16 protein-coding genes are annotated in these 19,528 nt (G+C 70.4%); 6 read left to right on the top strand and 10 right to left on the bottom strand.

Features of this window, described 5'->3' with window-relative positions; all coding sequences use genetic code 11:
• Nucleotides 1-51: 51 nt before the first annotated feature.
• The 10 genes from FNH21_RS13620 to FNH21_RS13575 all read right to left on the bottom strand — a co-directional run bounded on the left by FNH21_RS13620 (nt 52) and on the right by FNH21_RS13575 (nt 11,068).
• Nucleotides 52-519 carry a DUF2087 domain-containing protein gene (locus FNH21_RS13620; RefSeq protein ID WP_152816611.1) on the bottom strand — a complete coding sequence of 156 codons (468 nt, stop codon included), beginning with the start codon at nt 517-519 and terminating at the stop codon, nt 52-54.
• Nucleotides 516-1,397, bottom strand: a complete 882-nt coding sequence (locus tag FNH21_RS13615) for an inositol monophosphatase family protein (protein WP_152816609.1) — start codon at nt 1,395-1,397, stop codon at nt 516-518. The genes FNH21_RS13620 and FNH21_RS13615 overlap by 4 nt, the downstream gene beginning before the upstream one ends.
• On the bottom strand, nt 1,394-3,766 hold the full coding sequence (gene ligA, locus FNH21_RS13610; protein WP_191931981.1) for an NAD-dependent DNA ligase LigA: 2,373 nt from the start codon (nt 3,764-3,766) through the stop codon (nt 1,394-1,396). The genes FNH21_RS13615 and ligA overlap by 4 nt, the downstream gene beginning before the upstream one ends.
• Nucleotides 3,767-3,849: 83 nt before the next feature.
• Nucleotides 3,850-5,013 (bottom strand): SseB family protein, encoded by a 1,164-nt coding sequence (locus FNH21_RS13605; RefSeq protein ID WP_152816607.1) that lies wholly within the window; start codon nt 5,011-5,013, stop codon nt 3,850-3,852.
• Nucleotides 5,014-5,092: 79 nt separating this feature from the next.
• Entirely contained in the window at nt 5,093-5,656 is a 564-nt protein-coding gene (locus FNH21_RS13600; RefSeq protein WP_152816605.1) for a hypothetical protein, read from the bottom strand.
• 161 nt (nt 5,657-5,817) lie between these two features.
• Entirely contained in the window at nt 5,818-6,687 is an 870-nt protein-coding gene (locus tag FNH21_RS13595) for a hypothetical protein (protein WP_152816603.1), read from the bottom strand.
• Nucleotides 6,669-9,803, bottom strand: coding sequence for a glycohydrolase toxin TNT-related protein (locus tag FNH21_RS13590; protein WP_152816602.1), 3,135 nt, complete (start codon nt 9,801-9,803; stop codon nt 6,669-6,671). Before FNH21_RS13590 ends, FNH21_RS13595 begins: the two co-directional genes overlap by 19 nt.
• 96 nt (nt 9,804-9,899) lie before the next feature.
• Nucleotides 9,900-10,280, bottom strand: a complete 381-nt coding sequence (locus tag FNH21_RS13585) for a DUF6507 family protein (RefSeq protein WP_152816600.1) — start codon at nt 10,278-10,280, stop codon at nt 9,900-9,902.
• Between the two features lie 57 nt (nt 10,281-10,337).
• Nucleotides 10,338-10,643: a pore-forming ESAT-6 family protein gene (locus FNH21_RS13580; protein ID WP_152816598.1), complete on the bottom strand. Its 306-nt coding sequence runs from the start codon at nt 10,641-10,643 to the stop codon at nt 10,338-10,340.
• 104 nt (nt 10,644-10,747) lie between these two features.
• A complete protein-coding gene (locus FNH21_RS13575) occupies nt 10,748-11,068 on the bottom strand; it encodes a hypothetical protein (RefSeq protein ID WP_152816596.1) in 321 nt (106 codons plus the stop codon).
• A 228-nt stretch (nt 11,069-11,296) separates the two neighbouring features.
• Between FNH21_RS13575 and FNH21_RS13570 the strand changes: the two genes are divergently transcribed.
• The 6 genes from FNH21_RS13570 to FNH21_RS13545 are packed head-to-tail and all read left to right on the top strand — an operon-like array spanning nt 11,297 to nt 19,460.
• On the top strand, nt 11,297-11,662 hold the full coding sequence (locus tag FNH21_RS13570; RefSeq protein WP_152816594.1) for a hypothetical protein: 366 nt from the start codon (nt 11,297-11,299) through the stop codon (nt 11,660-11,662).
• Between the two features lie 4 nt (nt 11,663-11,666).
• Nucleotides 11,667-12,995 (top strand): type VII secretion integral membrane protein EccD, encoded by a 1,329-nt coding sequence (gene eccD, locus FNH21_RS13565; RefSeq protein WP_152816591.1) that lies wholly within the window; start codon nt 11,667-11,669, stop codon nt 12,993-12,995.
• Between the two features lie 5 nt (nt 12,996-13,000).
• A complete protein-coding gene (locus FNH21_RS13560; RefSeq protein ID WP_152816589.1) occupies nt 13,001-13,957 on the top strand; it encodes a CpaE/TadZ family protein in 957 nt (318 codons plus the stop codon).
• A complete protein-coding gene (gene eccCa, locus FNH21_RS13555) occupies nt 13,954-17,985 on the top strand; it encodes a type VII secretion protein EccCa (protein ID WP_152816587.1) in 4,032 nt (1,343 codons plus the stop codon). The genes FNH21_RS13560 and eccCa overlap by 4 nt, the downstream gene beginning before the upstream one ends.
• A gap of 3 nt (nt 17,986-17,988) precedes the next feature.
• Nucleotides 17,989-18,435 (top strand): hypothetical protein, encoded by a 447-nt coding sequence (locus FNH21_RS13550; RefSeq protein ID WP_152816585.1) that lies wholly within the window; start codon nt 17,989-17,991, stop codon nt 18,433-18,435.
• Complete coding sequence (locus FNH21_RS13545; protein WP_152816583.1) at nt 18,432-19,460, top strand: DUF6177 family protein; 1,029 nt, start codon at nt 18,432-18,434, stop codon at nt 19,458-19,460. The genes FNH21_RS13550 and FNH21_RS13545 overlap by 4 nt, the downstream gene beginning before the upstream one ends.
• Nucleotides 19,461-19,528: the final 68 nt, after the last annotated feature.

Below are 19,528 nucleotides of genomic sequence, written 5' to 3'. Positions count from 1 at the left end.
CCCGGAACTGACCCACGCACCTGCAGGCGGCCGGCCCGCCGGACCCTGGGCTCAGGACGCCTCGGTCACCCTCCGGTATCCGGTGCCGTCCGGGTAGCGCTCCATCAGACCGTCATCCACCAGCGCGCGGCGGAGCGTCGGGACATCGCGCGTCACCGTGGCGAGCAGCCGGTTGACCTCGGGCTCACTGATCTCCCGGTCAGCCGGCAGGAGCCGCTCGGCGAGGTGCGAGAGCAGGTCCGCACGATCCTGGCCGGCGCGCGGCAACCCGTCGATCCGGCCCTCGTGGAAGAACCTGTCCACACCCTTCGGCGTTTTCGGTGCAGCAGCCGCCAGGACAGCCTTGAAGAGGTTCTCGTCGACAGTGCCGTCCGGCAGGACGAGCCCGGCGTCCCGCAGGCGCTGCAGCTCCTTCGGCGTCGCCTCGAGCGGCTGCCCGAGGACGGCCCGGGCGTACAGCTCGCGCGATCGACCTCCGGCCAGCGTGGAGAACACCTTCTGCCAGGACGGCGTGGTCATCGCGGCCTCTCGGTCGACCGGGCGACAGCTCCGGTGACGGCGTGGACGAGGTCCTCCGGTCCGGCAACGGTGACGGCGCCGAGGCGCTCGGCGTCGCCCGGTCCGCCGTCGAGCATGGGGGTGAGGTCGGGGCGGCGCACCGCGACACCGGCCTCCTCCGCGATCAGGGCGCCCGCGGCCCAATCGTGTTCGTTGAGCCCGCGCTCGACGAATGCGTCGAGCGTGCCGTCGGCCACCAGACAGAGGTCCAGCGCCGCCGAGCCGAGCCGCCGCAGGTCCCCGAACCCGTCGAGCAGGTCCGCAAGCTCGCGCACCTGGTCGCTGCGCGTCGAGGGGTCGTAGGAGAAGCCCGTCGCGAGGAGGCCGCCGCGTCCGACGATCGGATCCGAGAGCCGTCGGACGGCGCCGTCGTCGTTCAGCCAGGCTCCCCCACCCCGGGACGCCCAGTAGACCCGGCGCAGGGCGGGCGCATGGACGACGCCGGCGAGCCACTCACCCTCCGCGTCGGCGACGGCCACGGAGGTTCCGTAGTAGACGATCCCGCGGATGAAGTTCGTGGTGCCGTCGAGCGGGTCGATGGACCACCGCATGCGGTCGGACGCGGCCGCCGGGCCCGGTGGCACGGTGGTGCCCAGTTCCTCTCCCGTGATGATGTCGTGCGGCCGGGAATCGGTGATGACGCCCCGCACGGCCCGCTCCGCAGCGACGTCGAAGGCCGTCACCCAGTCGCTGTCCGAGCTCTTGCTGCCGGCCTCGAAGGCCGAGGGATCACGGCGCGCGAGGACGGCCGCCCCGGCAGCGGCTGCCTGGCGCGCGAGGTGGAGCAGCGCGGGGACGGATGCCGACGTCGCTCCCACCGGGCCGGGTACCGCGGTCATCCCTCGGCCCTGGCTGCCGACGCCGTATCGGTACCGGCGCCGGCGCCGGCGCCGAGCTCCCCTGCGACGTCCTCGTCCTCGCTGGGATCCGGCTCCCCGGCAGCGGAACCCTGGCCTGACTCCCCGGTCGGGTCGGCGGCCGAGCTGCTCCCGTCGGCGTTACCCGCCAGCGCGGCGGGTCCGTGCTCCAGCAGCGCCATGAAACCCTCCTCGTCCAGCACCGCGACGCCGAGTGCTTCCGCCTTCTCCAGCTTGGTGCCGGCGTTCTCACCCGCCACCACGTAACTCGTGTTCTTCGACACCGAGCCCGCAGCCTTGCCGCCCCGGGTGATGATCGCCTCCTTCGCCTCGTCGCGGTTGTACCGCTCGAGCGATCCGGTGACCACGACGGTGAGGCCTTCGAGCGTACGGGGGGTGCTCTCGTCCACCTCGTCCTCCATGCGGACACCCGCCGCGGTCCACCGGTCCACGATCTCCCGGTGCCAGTCCTCGGCGAACCACTCGGTCAGGGCCACCGCGATCGTCGGACCGACGCCGTCGACGTCGGCGAGTTCCTCCTCGGTGGCCGCGCGGATGCGTTCCATCGACCCGAATGCCGTCGCCAGGGCCCGGGAGGCTGTCGGACCGACGTGGCGGATGGAGAGCGCGACGAGGACACGCCAGAGCGGCTGCCGCTTCGCCTTCTCCAGCTCGGTGAAGAGCTTGCGGGTGGTGGCGCTCGGTTCGGACGGCTTCTTGGCCGTGCCCTTCGAGTAGAAGTACGGCACCAGCTCACGGCCGGTCACCACGCCCTTGACCTTCTTGTCCCGCTCGATCCTCACATCGGCGAGCTTCTCGGGCGTGAGGTCGAAGATGTCCGCTTCGGTGGTGATGGGCGGTACCTCGGGTTCGGCAGGCTGCGTCAGCGCGATGGCCGCTTCCCACCCGAGGGCCTCGATGTCGAAGGCACCACGGCCGGCCAGGTGGAAGACACGCTCCCGGAGCTGGGAGGGGCAGGACCGCGCATTCGGGCAGCGGATGTCGACGTCGCCCTCCTTGGCCGGCTGGAGCGCCGTCCCGCAGGACGGGCACTCGTTGGGCATGACGAACTCCCGCACGGGCGGGTCCTGCTGGTCCCGGAGCGCGATGACCGGCCCCACGATCTCGGGGATCACGTCCCCTGCCTTCCGCAGCACCACGATGTCGCCGATCATGACGCCCTTGGCCTTCACGACCTCCTGGTTGTGCAAAGTGGCCATGCCGACCGTGGATCCGGCGACCTTCACCTGTTCCATGAGGCCGAAAGGGGTCACGCGCCCGGTGCGTCCCACGTTGACGAGGATGTCCAGCAGTTTGGTGTTCACCTCTTCGGGCGGGTACTTGTAGGCCACGGACCACCGGGGCACCCGGGAGGTGTGACCGAGCGCGCGCTGCAGGGCGAAGCTGTCCACCTTCACCACGATGCCGTCGATCTCGTGCAGCAGGTCGTGGCGATGGTCGCCGTAGTGCTCGATGAACGCGACGACCTCGGCCTGGTCCTGCAGCACCCTGTAGTACGGCGACGTGGGCAGTCCCCAGGCCTTCAGGAGCTCGTAGGTGCCGGACTGGGTCTCGGCGGACAGGCCGGTCCTCGCTCCGATCCCGTGCACGTACATGTCCAGCGGACGCTCGGCCGTCATGGCCGGGTCCTTCTGGCGGAGCGAGCCGGCCGCGGCGTTGCGCGGATTGGCGAAGGGCGCCTTACCCGCGGCGACCATGCGTTCGTTGAGCTGGCCGAACTCCTTGGTGGGGAAGAACACTTCGCCCCGGATCTCGACCACCTCGGGGTGATCGGTGCCGGCGAGTCGCTTCGGGATCGACGCGATGGTGAGGACGTTGTGCGTGATGTCCTCGCCGGTGACACCGTCTCCCCTGGTGGCCGCCCGGACGAGCTCGCCGTCGCGGTACAGGAGATTGACGGCCAGACCGTCGATCTTGAGTTCCGTGAGCCATTGGATCCCCGCGCCGGGGCTGCGCTGCTCGACGCCTGCCGTGGCACGGTCCAGCCAGACCTTCAGTTCCTCGAGGGAGAAGACATCCTCGAGACTGTACATGCGGGCCAGATGGTCGACCGGCGTAAAGGCCGAGGAGACCTCGCCGCCGACCTCCTGGGTCGGCGAATCATTCGAGACGAGTTCCGGATGAAGGGCCTCGAGTTCCTCCAGGCGCCGGAACAGGGCGTCGAACTCGGCATCCGACACCGTGGGAGCCGCCTCCTGGTAGTAGGCGATCCGGTGTTTCCGGATCTCCTCGGCAAGCAGCGCGTGCTCCTCCCGGAGATCGCCGTCGGGAGGCCCGTCCGAACCCGTCCGGGGGATGTCCAGTGATGCATCGTCTGCTGTGGAAGTCACTCGCCCATCCTGCCCTACGGCTCCGACACGGGCCACTGGCGAGGATCCCCTACCCCTCGTCGAGCGGCGCAGGGCGTCCGCGGCTACGACGCGCCCTGGACGCTCGTGGCCGGGCCGTCGAGCGGAGGGTTGTCGAGCAGGTGCCAGATCTGGAACGACCCGATCGAGGCCGACGGGCCGGCGGGGTCGATCAGCACCCCGGCGAGCCGCTGCCCGAACACCAGCTGCATCACCCACTCGGGCGTGAACGCCCGCACCGCCGCCGTGGCGTCGAACGCCGCGACCTCGGCAGCAGAGGTGAACACAGCGAGGTGGACCTCGGTGGATCCGTCCTTGTCGACCGGTACGGTGAGGGGCTGCTTCCTGCCGTCCCGCTCGATCTCACCCAGGAACACCCTCGTGTCCCCCAGCATCGCCGTGAACAGTTCCTGCTGCGAGCCCTGACGCACCACCACCTCGCGCAGTGCCTGGTTCGGCGGCCCCTGCAGGGCGAACTCGAGGTCAGGACGGGCCAGAGCACACGTGGGACCCCCCGGATTCACGTACACCCAGCCCACCCTCGAATCCTCCAGAGCCGTCTGCAGGGCGAGGACACCCGGCAGGGCGAGCGACTGTAGCGCATCTGATCCGTCGCCCTGGCCCGCCAGGAACCGGGCGAGTTCGCCCTGGTCCGTGAACACGCCGATCGCCGGGACATCGCGGGCCCCCATGAAACCGCGCAGGGCGGGCGACGCCGCATCGGAGCCGGTCACATCCATCAGCAACTCACCGGCGAGGCAGCCACGCAGCACCTCGATCATCGACCGCTGGTCAGGGCTCTTCGCGAACTGCACGACGGCGTCGGCCACCCGACCGTTGCGGACCTCGCCGCTCGGGGACGACACCGTCCAGACCCGACCGTCCTTCGCGCGCTCCACCACCTCGGCCAGCGGCCCCGGGGTCGACGTGAACACCACATGCACCGCCCCGTCCCCGGAGGCGAACTCGCCCAGAGTACGGTCCGTCGCGTACAGCACGTCCGGGACGGCACCCCGTGCGCCCGGCGCCGATGCCTGACGCACCACCGCCTCCACCCGCCCCGCCCCGCCGATCGACACTGCCCACAGACCCTGACCGTCCACGAACTGCAGGGGCAGGCCACACTGCTCGAGGAAGCTCGCCACGGACATGTTCTCATCGGCGTCGAACCACTGACGCTCCGCATCCGAACCGACAGGCTGGACGAACCGGGACCTTCCAACACTCACCCGCACAACAACACCACTCTCACTGCTGGCACCGAACAGCGCCGCGACAAAGGACAGGAACCAGGGACGACGACCCCGATCAGGGACGGGCCCGCTCGAAGCTCGTCGCCGGGACCTGCCGCACATCCCCGAACAAGGGCTGCCCGCCAGGCGCGCGCATCGAGTCCATCAGGTCCGGGAAGCTCGCGTCCAGGTAGAACGTCGCCTCCGTCGCCTCCCCTCCCATGGTGAAGGACAACCGCCGCTCCGGCGCCGAACCATCCCCGTCATCCACCGTCAGCATCGCCCCGAAACCGTTGAGCGGTGACATGGTGAACCCTGCACGAGCGAGCGCGGTCGAGAAAGGAACCAGCAGACGCCCGTACAGACGCCGTTGACGGAACCTGACTCCCGCTTTGAACAGGGCATACCGCAGGGCATCTGCCGCATCCGTGCACACCACATCGGGCCCACCACTGCGGTCACCCTGATGAAGGGTGAAGAACACCGACACGGCGCCCGGCTCACCAGTGATCAGGATCCCGTCCGTCTCGGCGTCGTAGCAGATCCACTCGTCGTCCTGCCACACCGGAGCACTGCCCCCGAACCACTCCGCCACGATCGCCAGCACCTCGGGATCGATCGATTCCCGCAGCGTCTTCACGTGTCTCCTCGGGCAAGGTCCGCCCGCGGCCGCGGCGTCGACGGGTCTGTCACGTCCAGGTCGGATCGAAGGAGGTCCGGCGTCGACCGGAACACCATCGCAGGGCTTCGGTCGGTCGAGAACGATGGATGCGCGAGCCCGCAGTTCCGGGAGTCCATCCGTCACCTCCCACGTGGGTTCGGGATACGGATGTTCCGGCAGATGTCCACCAGATGCTCGGGCACGTCATGGGGAAGGGTCGGCGGAAGCTGCAGTGCCCGACCTTTCGACAGGCGAGGCGCGCCGGCCGCGACCAGTTCGCTGTTGAGAGCTGTCAGAGCCTCGACCGACCACTCCTCGGCGATCCAGACCGTCCCGTCCCCGTAGGGAACGGCTCTCTCCCCCCTGCCGGTCGGCTCCTCCCCCCGAGCCAGGGTTGACGTCCACGACGCGTACGCCGCATGCGTGGACGGGGACATCGAAGCAACAGCCTCGGAGGTCAGGAGGACCGCGACATCGGGCTGCCAGATGCGGACCAGGGCCAGCAGGAGTTCCACCGATTCCTGGGCGGTCCCGATCGGGAAGTCGGACGCCAGACGAAGGAGGACGTTGTTCGCCGTCCGCGTAGGAGCCCCGGCAGCTACCGAGATGGATGCCGTCCGATGTCCTGTGGCTTCCGGGTCGGCCCTCAGTGACGTGGACGTCGTGCTCCAGGGCACGCGCTCGGCTCCGGGCTCACGACCGTACGACGCTATCCACTCGATCAGGGGAGCACCGTTCATCGGCACTTCCCTCACCTCCGCCTCCGGGTTCAGGTGTCCCTCGTACAAGCGGAAGGAGTCACCCGCCAACCGACGGATCAGGGCGAACATCGCCTCGTATCGTGGAGCGAGTTCCGCCGGGGATTCCAGCCGCCCACCCCAACCCAGGCTGACGAAGGCTCCCTCCGGATGATGGGGGAACACCGTGGAAAGGCCTCGGTCTGTTGCTGTCTCGTCAGTCATCGTCGCGATCACGACCCCCTCGTCCTTCTTCACGTCATCGGCGTCCACTTGATGATGATCCGCCCCTCATCCGACAGGTCGCGGAAGATCCGGTTCTGGTTGACGAGCGCCTGCATCTTATCCGCCACGACCTGCTCGGCGAAGTTCCACTCGAGCCGGGCCTCAGGTGCAGCCGCTTCCAGCGCGTCGACCTGTCTCGTCAGCTGATCACCGACCATGGTGTCCAACGTATCGTCCAGAGCTCCCCACTTGTCGAAGAAGGCGTACTCGCCCTTCGCCTCCTGGAAGACCTCGACGGGGGGCGGTCCCTTGTCCCAGTAATGGCCATCGAACTTCACCCTGCCCGACGGAGAAGACGGCGACTCGGTCGGCACGCTGTACTCCAGCCATCGCCCGTCGTCGTCCAACTCCACGCCGGTCACGAACCTCTGGTAAGGCCCGCCGTGCTTCTGCGGCGGCTCGTACTCCCACGACCCCGGTCCGGAGTCGCTGTCGTGAACCCGAGGCTGCAGGTCGGGCGAACGACCCACGCCCGACGGATCCGCCTGGTCGAACGGCTCGCGGACCCCGTGGACAGCCGCGGCATCTCCACCCGTCGTGAACTGTCCGCCAACACCTGCATCACCCACAGCGGCCGGCCCGTCGCCGGGTAGCGAGCGTCCGTCGACCGACTCGGGCGCCAGGGGCGAGGAGGCCGGGAGGGGCCCGGTCTCCCGCAGCATCTGCGCGTCGATCAGACGATCGACGCTTGCCGGCTGCCCGGACATCGCGTCGACGATCCGCAGCTGCGTGCCACCGCCGGGCCGTCCGAAAGCCGGGGCGATCTCCGAGACCTCGACCCTGTACCCGCCGGGCAGATCGTCGAGCTCGAAGTGGTGCAACTCCTTGCCGAGCGTGTTGACCGGAAGGCTCCGCATCTCCCACGGCGTGCCCTCCACCGCGAGGAAGGACCCGCTGTTGGCGCCGATACGGTCGACCGTCACGTCGCCGAGGTCCGCACGCAGGTCATCGAGGGTGTCGTACTGCCGGACAGACCCCTCCACTGCTCCCGCGTTGTCCGGGTACCGATCCCACGCGATGGCGCCCTGATCATCGGCCTTGCCGTACCGGTTCGCGTACTCCGCTTCCGTGAGCTCGTGACCGTGCTCGTCCAGGCCATATGGCGGCTGGTCCGGATCCACGATGCCCCGCAGGTCCGCGTGCACCTCGTCCGGAAGACGAGCCGCACCCTCGAGCCGGCTCGGAGCATCAGGAGCATCGTTGCGCAGCCCGTACACGGCGTGCTCGGCAGGCCTGTGGATGACGTCCGGGACCGGGGTGCCGTGCGAGGACTCCGGGTGCGCGAACGGCGACGTCGACGGGCGGGCTGCTCCGGGGGCCGCATCGGTCGGTGTGCCACCGTCACGCGAACCAGCCGGCGTGTCGAATTCCGTGGTGGGCCCCGTAGCGTCGGTTCCGGGCGCACGATGCTCCGGTACGGCATTCCCTGGGGTGGCGGGTCGGCTGGTGGCAGGCTCCGATGTCGCCATGGAGGTCGTGGTGCCCGCCGCACCCTCGGCCTGAGGCCGCGCGGACAGTCCCGGCGAGGAGGACCTGCCCGCCTCGGCAGCCCCCGTCCCGGTCGCGGCGTCGGGCATCGGTCCAGCGTCCGTGCGCACCGGCACCGGCTGCTGGTCGACGGTCTGCCCGTACCGGCCCTCGTTCAGCCGCCGGAACTCCTCGGCACGGTTCGAGGACGAGGTTCCCGACGAGGATGATCCCGGCGAACCCGTGCCCGACGGGGCGCCTGTGGAGTTGCCCGCACCGCCCCGTGATCCCGTGTGCGTCTCGACGGCGTTCAGCAGCGTGCCCGGCCGCGTCGACACCCCACCCGCGCCGGCGAGAGCAGACTGCGGTGACAGGGCGTTGACGAATCTGTCCCCGGCGTCGTTCAGCACGGCGACACCGTGACGTACGGTGTTCCCCACCCCCGCGGTCCCGGCCCGGTACACGTCGTCGACCTTGGCGATGACGGTGCGGCCGACATCGGCAGTGACCGTGATGGTGCTGACCTTCACGCCCTGGACGAAGTCCGTCGCCTTCACGGTGCCGACGGCGACCTTCCCGATACCGGTCACCCGGACGACCGTCCCGGCCTTGCCGCCGATCGTCGCGACCTTCCCCGCGACGGATCCGACCTTCGCCGTCGCACCGGCGCCGGCCGTCAGGAGGATGGTCGCGAGGTCGAAGGTCGTCGCGCCGGCCGCATAGGCGGGATCGGACTGCCACTCGTCCCAGTGGATCGCGGCCTTGCCCACCGCCAGCAATTCCTCACCGGCGCGGTCGACGACGTCGCCGTTGCCCGACGCCCGCAGCGCGACCCGCGCCAGGGGGCTCGTGACGATCGCGACGTTCACGGCCAGCTTGCCGATTCCGGCCCATGTCTGCTCGAACGCCTCCGAGCCATTGAGGCCCACCATGTTCCCGAGGCCCGTGACCGTCCCGGTGACCCCGGACCACAGGCCCTTGCCGAAGGACGCGATGCCATCCCCGACGTCCCTGTACCAGGGCTTGTCCCACTCGGTGGGCTTGCCCCAGGGGACGTCCCCTGCGGCGGCCGCCGCGTCGAGCTGGTCCTTCGAGTACCCGTAGGCCACCTGGTGGGCGGCTGGTCCCTCCTCCGTCGTCTGGACGTAGGACGGACCGCCGTAGATCCCGCTGATCGCGTTGGCGCAGTCCCGCTGGGCAGCCTGCAGATCGGCGTACAGCTGGTCGAGCGCACCGATGATGGCGAGTTCCTTCTCGACCAGGCCTTCGTCGTCGTCCCACTCGTCCTGGGGCCGGCCGTCCACCTCGCTGTAGAAGGAGGCAGCGTCCGCCTTCACACCCTGGAGCCGCACCTCGAGGGCGTCGACGGCGTCCGCATAGGCGGTCGTCGCGGTGTGGACCGTCGCGGTGCTCTCGACCAGGTCTCCGGACGCCGTGAGGACGGGGAGGAACGCGCTGAACACCTGCTCCTTGCCCGGTACGTCATAGACACCTCCCTGGAGCCGCGCCCAGGTGAACGCGGTGACCGTGGCGGTGGTGTTGATCGAGCCGACGGTGTCCTTGAACGCTCCGGCGGCCGTCCTGATCGCTTCCGCATCCGGAAGCACCGCTTCGAACTCGGCGATGTTGATCGTCATGGGAGACCTGTCTGGGAGGTGTGTCCGACCCGTGGGGATCGACGCGGACGGAGAAGGGCCGCGGCCACTGCGGACCCACGCGTGGTGGGCGCCGCCCTAGTGGGGGATGGTGCGCGAGGCCGGCGCAGCGGACCCGCCGCCGTCCGGCAGGTCGTCGACCTTCGTCTGTTCGGCGCGAACGAGTGCCTGGTTCGCGGCGGTCGTCATGTCGACGTCCGCCGTCGTCAGGATGGTCACGACCTCGTTCACCGCGCTGACGGCCGCTCCGGAACGTCCCGCCACGTTCTGCAGGGCCGGCTGCACCACCTCGGTGCTCAGCGATTCCAGTTCCGCCGACACGGGCTCGGCCATGCACGCGGTGGCGAGCGCCGAGAGGTTCTCACCGAGGCTCGTGAAGAGGGCCTCATAGGCCTGCATCTCGTCGTTCACGCTGTTCAGTACGGCGACGACCTCGCCGGTCGCTACGTCATAGGACATCCGACTCCCCCGTCCGGTCCTTCGTCGATGCAGGTGTCCCGGTGGTGCCGGGGCGCATCAGCCGATGTTCTGCACGGCGGAACGCGCCCGGGAACCGGCACCCGTGGCGGTCTGGTCGTTCAGGCCCAGCGTCTCCTTGACCAGCGAGATGATGTTGCGGGTCTCGTTGGCGGCATTCTTGAAGCGCACCTCCACCGCCTGGTACTCCTCCGAGACGCCGTCGGCCTGGAAATCCGACATCGCGGTGCTGACGGCCTTTTCCCGGTCGGCGATGAGGGCCTCGAGACGCCCGACGATCGACTGGATGTCGCCCTGGACGGAGGCGGAGGTATCTGTATCGAAGCTGACGCGATCCTGTGACATGGTGTGTCCTTCCGCGCCGGTGGTCCGGCGCCGTACTCGGAGAAAGTGGGTGTGCCCCGCAGGGCGGAGCCGCGGTGCGCGGCCGGGCCGGCTGACCGGCTGGACTAGCGCCCGCCCAAGCGCGCGGCGTCGAAGGCGGCCGACCCCTGCTGCTGCGTCGCGTTGTCCGCTGATTCCTGGTCGCCGGTCTGGAAGGCGGTGTCCATCTCCGACTGACCCTGGAGGATGATGCCGAGCGAGGCGTTCAGCTCGTTGGCGACGACGTCCGTGCGGTGCTTGAACTCGTCGAAGCGGACGCGGCCCTGGCCGTTGAACTTGCCTTCGAGCGGGGCGACGGCATCCACGAGGCTGCGGACCAGCTGGCCCAGGTCCTCGTTCGACGTGCCGGTCTGCTGTGTCAGCGTGGACAGTGTCTGTGAACCCATGTCGAACTTCACGATTACCCCCTTGGCGCCTTCCGGCGCTTCTCGATGCCTCTACTGCACCCGGAGCGGGCCGGTCCTGGCGGACCGCGGACCCGGGCGACATCACGCCTGCGGACCCTGCTGTACTCATCGAACCGGCCTGCGGGCCGATGGTCAAGGTCGGAGGATGGGTAGTTCTCCCCATCCCGGCCCGCGGAGGACGGCGTGCGGGTCAAAGGGTGCGAGTATATGAACGGTTTCAGGAACAATCCGGGGGGTTTTGTGGCGAACGACTACGACAGCCAGCTCATCGAGTCCGTCACCGTCCGCAGGAACCGCCTCACCAACGCGGTCCTCTTCGGTGCGAATCCGCACCAGCGACGGTGGATGGATTCCGTGCGGCTCTTCCTCTTCAGCGTCGCACTCACCGCCGTCGTCGCCTCGGTGTGCGTCGGCATCTCCTTCGTCGGCAACCTCCTCGAGGAGCAGCGCGAGCGCCAGCAGCAACAGCAGAACAGCGCCATCGGCATCGGCATCGGCATCGTCCACCAGCCCGCTGGCGACCCCCGCAGCCAGGCCTCGCCCTGGTTCCCCCACCGACCCCTTGGAGACTGACCGGATGGCCCACGCCTTCACCCGGGTGACCCTCATCGGCACCAGGCGCCACCTCGACCTCCTCCTCCCCTCCGACCGGCCCGTCGGAGGCCTGATGCCGCAGGTCCTCGACCTCCTGCAGGACGAGCCGAGCGAGGACGTCGCCGCCAAGCTGCTCGTCGGCCCCGATGGTGCACCGCTCGACGCCGCCGGCACGCTCGACGACGCGGGTGTCACCGACGGGTCCTCCCTGCTCCTGTGCGACGCGGCCGAGGCTCCGCCCGCCGCCGTCGTCTACGACGTGACCGACCTCGTGGTGGACGGCGGCCCGGAGGTCCGTGGTCGATGGACCGCCGGCCTGGCGTCGGTGACGGCTGCCGTCCTCACGGCACTCGGGCTGTGGGCCGGCGCGGAGCTGCTGCTCGAGGCCTACGCCGCGGACAGCGCCTGGTGGATCATGTGCGCCCTCGGGGCCGTCCTCCTCGGGGCAGGGACGCTGGCCGGTGCCGCCCCCCGCCTCCGGACGGTCGGAATCGCCCTGCTCGCCGCCGGATGGATCTGCGCCTTCGCCGGGTTCATCCACCGGGACGACGGACTACCCGTGGCCGCGCTCCTCACCGCGGTCCTGACCATCGTCCTGTTCCTCGCCATCGGGATCGTCGCGGACAGGCGCCGGGCCATGACCAGTGCGGCGATCACCCTTGCCACCGTGTCCCTCGTCTGGGTAGCGGCGACGGTCCTCGCCCCCGACCCGCCGAAGGCGGCCGCCCTCGCGACTCTCGCCGGGGTCCTGGTGCTCGGGCTGATGCCGAAGATCGCACTGTCCTCCTCCGGGCTCGCGACGCTCGATGACCAGCGGGCGAAGGGGGACACGATCGCGCGGACCGACGCGCTCGACGCGATCGCCGCCGCACACGCGACCCTCAGCCTCGGATCGGTCATCGCCGCCACCTCCATCGGAACCGGCCTGTGGATCATCGGCACCGATGCGAGCACGCAGCCGTGGACCCTGCCGCTCCTGACCGCGCTGATCGTGGCGACCGCCCTGCGTGCCCGAGCCTTCCCGCTCGCAGCAGAGCGGATCGCCCTGTACGCGGCGTCGGCCGTCGGTCTCGCCGCACTCGCTCTCGGCGCCCTCCGGTTCCTCCCCCACCAGCCCTGGCTGGTCGGCGTCGTCGTCCTGCTGATCGGTGGGGTCAGTGCCGTCTCACTGGCTGTCACCCCGGCCGACCATGTCGCCGCGCGGGGCCGGCAGCAGGCCAAACGCCTCGAGACCCTGGCGATCCTCGTCTCCGTCCCCCTCACCGTGGGGATGTTCGGCGTCTTCGCCCAACTCCTCGAAAGCTTCGGATGAACGCCGTGACGACCTCTTCCAGCCCCGTCCCTCGTGGCGCCGACTCCTTCGAGACGCCGGAGGAACGCCTCCGCAGGGTCCTCAGGACGCGTCCCGCGGACGGTCCGCTGCGGACCCTGGTGCAGCAGGTCACCGATCTCTTCCGCAGCGACGCCTACGGCGAGGAGCTCACCCGGGCGGCGGCGGGCACCCAGGCTCCTGTGACCACGGGGCGGCGCATCGCCGTCGTCGGATCGCGCGGCGGAGCCGGGAGGACGACGACGGCCGCGCTCCTCGCACGCGTGTTCGCGGCCATGCGCTCGGACACCATCGCGGCGATCGACGCCGGTACGGGTCTCGGCACCCTCAGCCTCAGGCTGGGCCTCGAGTCCGCACCGACCGTCGCCGAGCTCATCGCCTCGGGACCCGTGGCCACCGTCGACGAGCTCGCAGGGGTCATGGGCAGGGCACAGGAGAATCTCCTGGTCGCGGGGAGCGGGGCCGCCCGCCTCACGGCGCCGCCCTTCGCCGGGACGCGCACGGAGGACGCGACGGGCCTGGTACGCACCGTCTCCCGCTTCTGTCCCGTCACCGTCTACGACTGCGGCGCGGGGATGGAGCTCCCCACGACCGTCTGGGCCGTCGACCAGGCACACGCCGCCCTCCTCGTGACCCCGGCGTCCGTCGCGGGCATCGAGGACGCCCTCGCCGTCACCTACCGGTGGCCGCAACCGGGCGAGCCCGGGTACGTGCCGCTGCTCGTCGTCGTCGTCCGCGTGGATGACCGCGCTGCCCTCGACCCCGCACGTCAGGCCGCGCGGCTGAACGGGGCGGGCATCCCCGCGGTCCACCTGGACTACGACCGGCACCTCGCGGCCGGGGTGGAACTGGACCTGGCGCTGCTCGCGCGGAGGACGCGCCTGCAGGTGAGCACGCTCGCGTCCCGCGCGCTGCACCTGGCGATCGACGGAGGCGCCCGATGAGCGTACGGATCGTGCACCGGCCGGCCCGCACCACGCCACCGGCCCGCCAGCTTCCGCCCTTCAGCCTGGACGCCCCACCACCCGTCGAATCCGGCGGGGGCGGGATGAACATGATGTCCCTCGTCCCGCTGCTCGGCGCGGGCCTGTCGATGACCGTGATGATGCTCTTCAGGGGATCCTCCCTGGCCGCCGTCGGAGCACTGATGATGATCGTCACCGTGCTCGCCTCGGTGGTCATGATGGTGAGCCAGCGGGGCAAGCAGGGCCGGCAGCGGCGGGAGCAGAGGGAGAACTACCTCGAGTACCTGGAGCGCGCGAGGACCCAGCTGCGCGCGGAGGAGCAGCTCGCCGAGCGCGTCGCCAGGGTCGGCAGCCCGCCGCCGGATGCCCTCTTCGACATCATCCGTAACCCCCATCGGCTGTGGGAACGCCGCCGGGCCAACGAGGACTTCCTGCGCGTGCGCCTCGGCACGGGCCCCAGGCGCAACCGCGAGATCCACGTCGCCAACGCGGGGTCCGCCCTGCAGCAGGCCGACACGTTCATGACGACGGAACTGGAGCTGCTCAGGCAGCGCTACGAGTCGAGCCCGGACCTGCCCATCACGCTGCCCCTGGACTGTGCCGGCAACGTCAGCGTGATCGGCTCCCGTGCGTTCGTGCTGCAGGTCGGGCGGTTGCTCGTCGCCGAGGCCGCGTCCTTCCACTCCCCCGAGGACCTGCTCCTGGCGATCGCCTGCGACGAGGAGGAGCGCCCCGACTGGGAGTGGGCGACCTGGCTCCCGCACCTCGCCGACCAGCAGAAGACCCACCGCACAGGACCGGTGCGCCGGCTCGCACCGACCGTCGAGCACCTCTCCGACCTCCTCCGCGAGGATCTCCTCGAGAGGTCGAGCCTCGCTGCCGAGTCCCGCAAGAACTTCCTCCGCGGAGGTGTCGGCGCTGCGCTGCCCCGCCTCCTCGTGGTGGCGGACGCCTACGGACGTCTGCCCGTGGAACTGCACCTCCCCGACACGCATGCCGCGCCGGGCCAGCTCGGCATCACCACCGTTCATCTGGTGGCCGACAGGGTGCAGGAGCCGGGTGAGGTGGCGCTGCGCATCAGTGAGACCCCGGACGGCTTCATGGTGGAGAACTACCGGGTGGACGGCGTCGATCCCCTCGTCGAGCGGGGCATCCTGGACGACCTCCCGGTTCCCACGGCAGAGGCGGTGGCCCGCGATCTGGCACCGCTGCGCCTGTCCCCCGACTCCCTCGAACACGATGTGTCGGAGAGCTCGGTGGGATTCCTCGAGATGCTGGGACTGACCCCTGAACTCGGCGCCGAGGACATCCGCCGGCTCTGGCAACCGCGCAGCGAGGTGGACTTCCTCCGTGTGCCCCTCGGCGCGGACGACCGCGGACGGCCGACGCTGCTCGACCTCAAGGAGGCCGCCCAGTTCGGCCAGGGCCCGCACGGCCTGTGCATCGGGGCCACGGGATCGGGCAAGAGTGAGATGCTGCGGAGCCTCGTCGTCGGGCTCCTGGCCACCCACCCTCCCGAGACGCTCGCCATGGTGCTCGTCGACTACAAGGGCGGCGCCACCTTCGCCCCCTTCGAACGGGCACCGCAGGTCACCGGTGTCATCACCAACCTCTCCGACGATCTCAGCCTGATCGAGCGGGTGTACGCCAGCCTGGCCGGCGAGATCCAGCGCCGCCAGGAAGTACTGAAGTCCGCCGGGAACCTCGCGAACATCACCGATTACCAGCTGCATCGGCAGGAACGTAAGGCGCACGGGGAGGACCTGCCGCCCCTGCCGCACCTCGTCGTCATCATCGACGAGTTCGGCGAACTGCTCACCGCCCGCCCCGACTTCATCGACCTCTTCCTGTCCATCGGCCGGATCGGACGGTCCATCGGCGTGCATCTCCTCCTTTCCAGCCAGCGCATCGAGGCCGGCAAGCTCCGGGGACTCGATACCTACCTGTCCTACCGCATCGGCCTCCGTACCCTGTCCGAGGCCGAGAGCAGGACCGTGCTCGAGACACCCGATGCCTTCCACCTGCCCCCTGTGCCGGGTTTCGGCTACCTCAAGGTGGACACCACCACCTACACGAGATTCAAGGCGGGCTACGTCTCGGGTCCGCTCGACGCGCTGCTCGAGGAACAGGAGCACGAGGACGACGGCGGGGAGCAGGACGAGGTGCTCGAGGTCCCGCGGTATGCCGCCACCCTCCTGTCCTCGAACCCGGCGGCCAGGGAGGCGCCGGCACCACAGTCGACCAGCGGATCGAAGCGGACCACGGGCCCTACCGTGCTCTCGACCCTGATGGAGACGCTGTCCACCTTCCCGCGCGCCGTCGACCCCATCTGGCTTCCTCCGCTGCCGGCCGGCATCTCGCTCGACGCCGCGGCCGGGGGGATCCAGACGACGAGCCAGGGCCTCCGCCTCGGCCACGCCATGACCCGGACCGCCCCCCTCCGGATCGGCGTCGGGCTCCTCGACGACCCGGCGCACCAGTGGCAGGGCGTGTGGGAGCTCGACCTGTCCGCCAATGGCGGGAATCTCGCGATCGTGGGCGGTCCGCAGACGGGCAAGAGCACGGCGCTCCGCACGATCGTCGCCGGCCTCGCGCTGACCCACAGCCCGGCCGAGGTGGGTGTCTACGGCATCGACCTGCTCGGGAGCTCGCTGATGGCCCTCGAGGGTCTGCCCCACGTGGGCGGGGTGGCCGTGCGCAGCAACCGCGAGGTGATCCGCCGCACCGTCGACGAGCTCCTCGCGATGCTGACCGAGCGTGAGCGGCTCTTCGAGCGGTACCAGATCGACTCCCTGCCGACCCTGCGCCGCATGTGCGCGCAGGGCCAGGTCCCCGAGGTGACCAGTGCCGACGTCGTCCTGGTCCTGGACGGCTACGGCCAGCTGACGGACGAGTTCGAGGACATCGAGAAGCAGGTGCACTCGCTCATCGCCAGGGGCGGCGGGTACGGCCTGCACGTGGTGACGACATCCTCGCGCATGAACGAGATCCGCATCTCCCAGCAGAGCTTCTTCGGCAACCGGATCGAACTCCGGCTCGCGGATCCGGGCGAGTCCGCCCACGGCCGCAAGACCGCCGACGCCGTCAGCCTGGGACGTCCCGGGCGCGGTCTGGCCGCGAACAAGCTCCAGGGGCACTTCGCGCTCCCCCGCATCGACGGTGTCTCCGACGAGGACACGGCGGTCCAGGGCATGCGCGATCTCGTGGCCGCGGTCGCGTCCTCGACGGACCAGCGGGCCATGCGCGTCAGGGTCCTGCCCGAGACCGTTCCCGCGTCGACGGTCGCCATCCCCGAGCGGCAGGCGCTGGTCCCCCTCGGCCTCCGGGAGGCGGACCTCGACGTCGAGTACCTCGACCTCGAGCTGCGCGAGCGGCACCTGATGGTCCTGGGGGACGAGGGGTCGGGCAAGACCAACGTCCTCCGCACGGTCATCCGCAGCATGGTGGCACAGCACACGGCGGACGACGTGGTCCTCGCGGTCTTCGACCCCCGGCGCACCCTGGCCGACCAGGTCCCGGACTCCTACCTCGGCGGCTATGCGACCAGCGCCGCCCTGGCCGAGCAGCTCGCGGCCGCCGTCGCCACCGAGCTGGACAAGCGCACGGGAGCGGGCCGGGCCGCCGTGCAGTCGATGCCGCGCATCGTCCTGGTCATCGACGACTACGACATCCTGACCGCCGGTGGTTCGGCTCCCCTCGCGCGGCTGGCACCCTATCTCCCCCTCGCCGGCGAGATCGGCCTCCATGCCGTCCTCACCCGACGCGTACGGGGCTCGTCGCGGGGCCTGTACGAGACCTTCTCCAGCTCGCTCCGCGACTCGGGGACGGCGGCCCTCGTCCTCTCGGGCGACCGCGGCGAAGGCCCCCTGCTCAGCGGGGTCAGGGCTCGCGCGCTCCCGCCCGGGCGGGGTCAACTGGTCCAGGCCGGACGGCCGGTCCAGACCGTGCAGCTGCTGTGGAACGAGCCGGCGGCGGTCTCCGTGTCGCCGGGCGGACAGGAGGGGTGAGGCATGAGCAGGGACTGGATCGTGCTGTCCGTCGACGAACCGACCGAATGTGTCGTCATCGAGGCCCTGCGTCATGTGGTCGACGCCGTCGACATACGTCCGTCCGAGGACGGGCACTATCTGGAGCTGCTGGACGACCGGTCGGTGACGCTCCTCGTCGTCGAGCGGGCGAAGCTCGTCCACACGCCGGCCGAGCTCGCCAGGCTGCACCCGGGCGCCGACGTCTCGGCACCGGAGGGATCCGTCGGCATCCCGGACCTCTTCACCTCCCCGGGCGCCGCCGACGGTCCCTCGCCGGTGTGGTGGCAGGATCTGCATGCATCGGCCAACGTGCCCCGCACCGACCACCTGGCGGAAGCCCTGGCGCACGCCGTCGCCCGTCGGTGCCGCGGGGTCGTGGTCGCACCGCGGACGGCGCCACCCCACCCGCTGATCGGGGAGAACCCATGACGGGCCCGACCGCCGAGCACCCCTTCGACTACGCGAGTGCAGGACTGTGCGCCGTGCTGCAGGACACGCCCGTGGTCGCCCTGACCTCGTGGATAGCCCGCGGCTACGCCTCGGCAACCTCCTCGGGGCGCCAGTTCGCCGTCCTCACGCCCTCCTCGGCGACCATCACCCTTCCCCTCGCGACCCTGCTCGGCGGGAGCGGCTGCCGCTGGATCGCCACGAGCCCGGCCAACGCCCTCTACGACGGCTTCACCGGGCAGGTCCTCGAATGGTCGGCCGACGGCGTGGCGCCCCGCGACGAGCCGGAGGTGGAGTCCCATTTCCTCCTCGCCGAGCCCCGCCCCTCCGGCTACCTCCACCTGCGCGCGGAAACCGTCCACCAGGCCTCCCTGGCTGCGCGGATCGGGACATTCACCGAGACCGTCTTCGTGGCCCTCACCGGATCGGCGCCCGTCGGCTGGGGTCTCCACGAACCCGTCAGCGAACCGTGGGATGCACAGGCGCTGTCCTCCTTCACCTACACGAGGTCGCCCCGGTCCACGCGCCTGGTGGTCCGCGGCACGCCACGCGCCGGCAGCAGCAGCCCCGTCCCGGCGATCGGGGTGCTGACCGTCGAGCGCACCTCCGACGCCGTGGTCGAATCGCTCGAGATCCTGGCGGAGAGCGACGACCCCCTGTCCTCCGCGGACCTGGCCGGACTCGCCGGGGCGCTGCACGCGGCACGGGCACGCACGGCGCTCGTCGGACACGGGGTGGGCTACACCGGCCTGACCCGGCCGGCGCGCTTCACCGGCTCCACAGTTCCCGCCGTCGCCCTCTTCGGTCCGGAGGCACTCGCTGCGACCGGCGCCGCACCCGCTGTGCGCCTCGCGGAGGAGTCCGGCGGGGACGCGCGGCTCCTCGGGGCTGCTCCCGTCCAGTCCCTCGCCGTGCAGTATCCGCAGGAGGAGATCCCGGGACGGCAGCACCCCCTCGAGGCGTATGCCTCCCTGCTGGGGGCGCTGGCCCTCACGCCGCCGGGCTGACCGGCAGGCGGGCTGACGGGCTGGAGCGCTGGCCCTCGTGCCGCCGGGCTGACCGGCCTGCGGGCTGA

The sequence above is a fragment of the Arthrobacter bussei genome, assembly GCF_009377195.2.
Lineage (GTDB): Bacteria > Actinomycetota > Actinomycetes > Actinomycetales > Micrococcaceae > Arthrobacter_D > Arthrobacter_D bussei.
Note: the sequence above shows the minus strand (reverse complement) of the source record. Positions and strands in the feature narration are given on the sequence as shown.

Bases quoted from the DNA above. Each gene is read 5' to 3' on its own strand.
- FNH21_RS13620 (WP_152816611.1), bottom strand. From the start codon at position 519: ATGACCACGCCGTCCTGGCAGAAGGTGTTCTCCACGCTGGCCGGAGGT.
- FNH21_RS13550 (WP_152816585.1), top strand. From the start codon at position 17,989: ATGAGCAGGGACTGGATCGTGCTGTCCGTCGACGAACCGACCGAATGT.
- FNH21_RS13580 (WP_152816598.1), bottom strand. From the start codon at position 10,643: ATGTCACAGGATCGCGTCAGCTTCGATACAGATACCTCCGCCTCCGTC.
- eccCa (WP_152816587.1), top strand. From the start codon at position 13,954: ATGAGCGTACGGATCGTGCACCGGCCGGCCCGCACCACGCCACCGGCC.
- FNH21_RS13575 (WP_152816596.1), bottom strand. From the start codon at position 11,068: ATGGGTTCACAGACACTGTCCACGCTGACACAGCAGACCGGCACGTCG.
- eccD (WP_152816591.1), top strand. From the start codon at position 11,667: ATGGCCCACGCCTTCACCCGGGTGACCCTCATCGGCACCAGGCGCCAC.
- FNH21_RS13615 (WP_152816609.1), bottom strand. From the start codon at position 1,397: ATGACCGCGGTACCCGGCCCGGTGGGAGCGACGTCGGCATCCGTCCCC.
- FNH21_RS13590 (WP_152816602.1), bottom strand. From the start codon at position 9,803: ATGACGATCAACATCGCCGAGTTCGAAGCGGTGCTTCCGGATGCGGAA.
- FNH21_RS13570 (WP_152816594.1), top strand. From the start codon at position 11,297: ATGAACGGTTTCAGGAACAATCCGGGGGGTTTTGTGGCGAACGACTAC.
- FNH21_RS13545 (WP_152816583.1), top strand. From the start codon at position 18,432: ATGACGGGCCCGACCGCCGAGCACCCCTTCGACTACGCGAGTGCAGGA.
- FNH21_RS13585 (WP_152816600.1), bottom strand. From the start codon at position 10,280: ATGTCCTATGACGTAGCGACCGGCGAGGTCGTCGCCGTACTGAACAGC.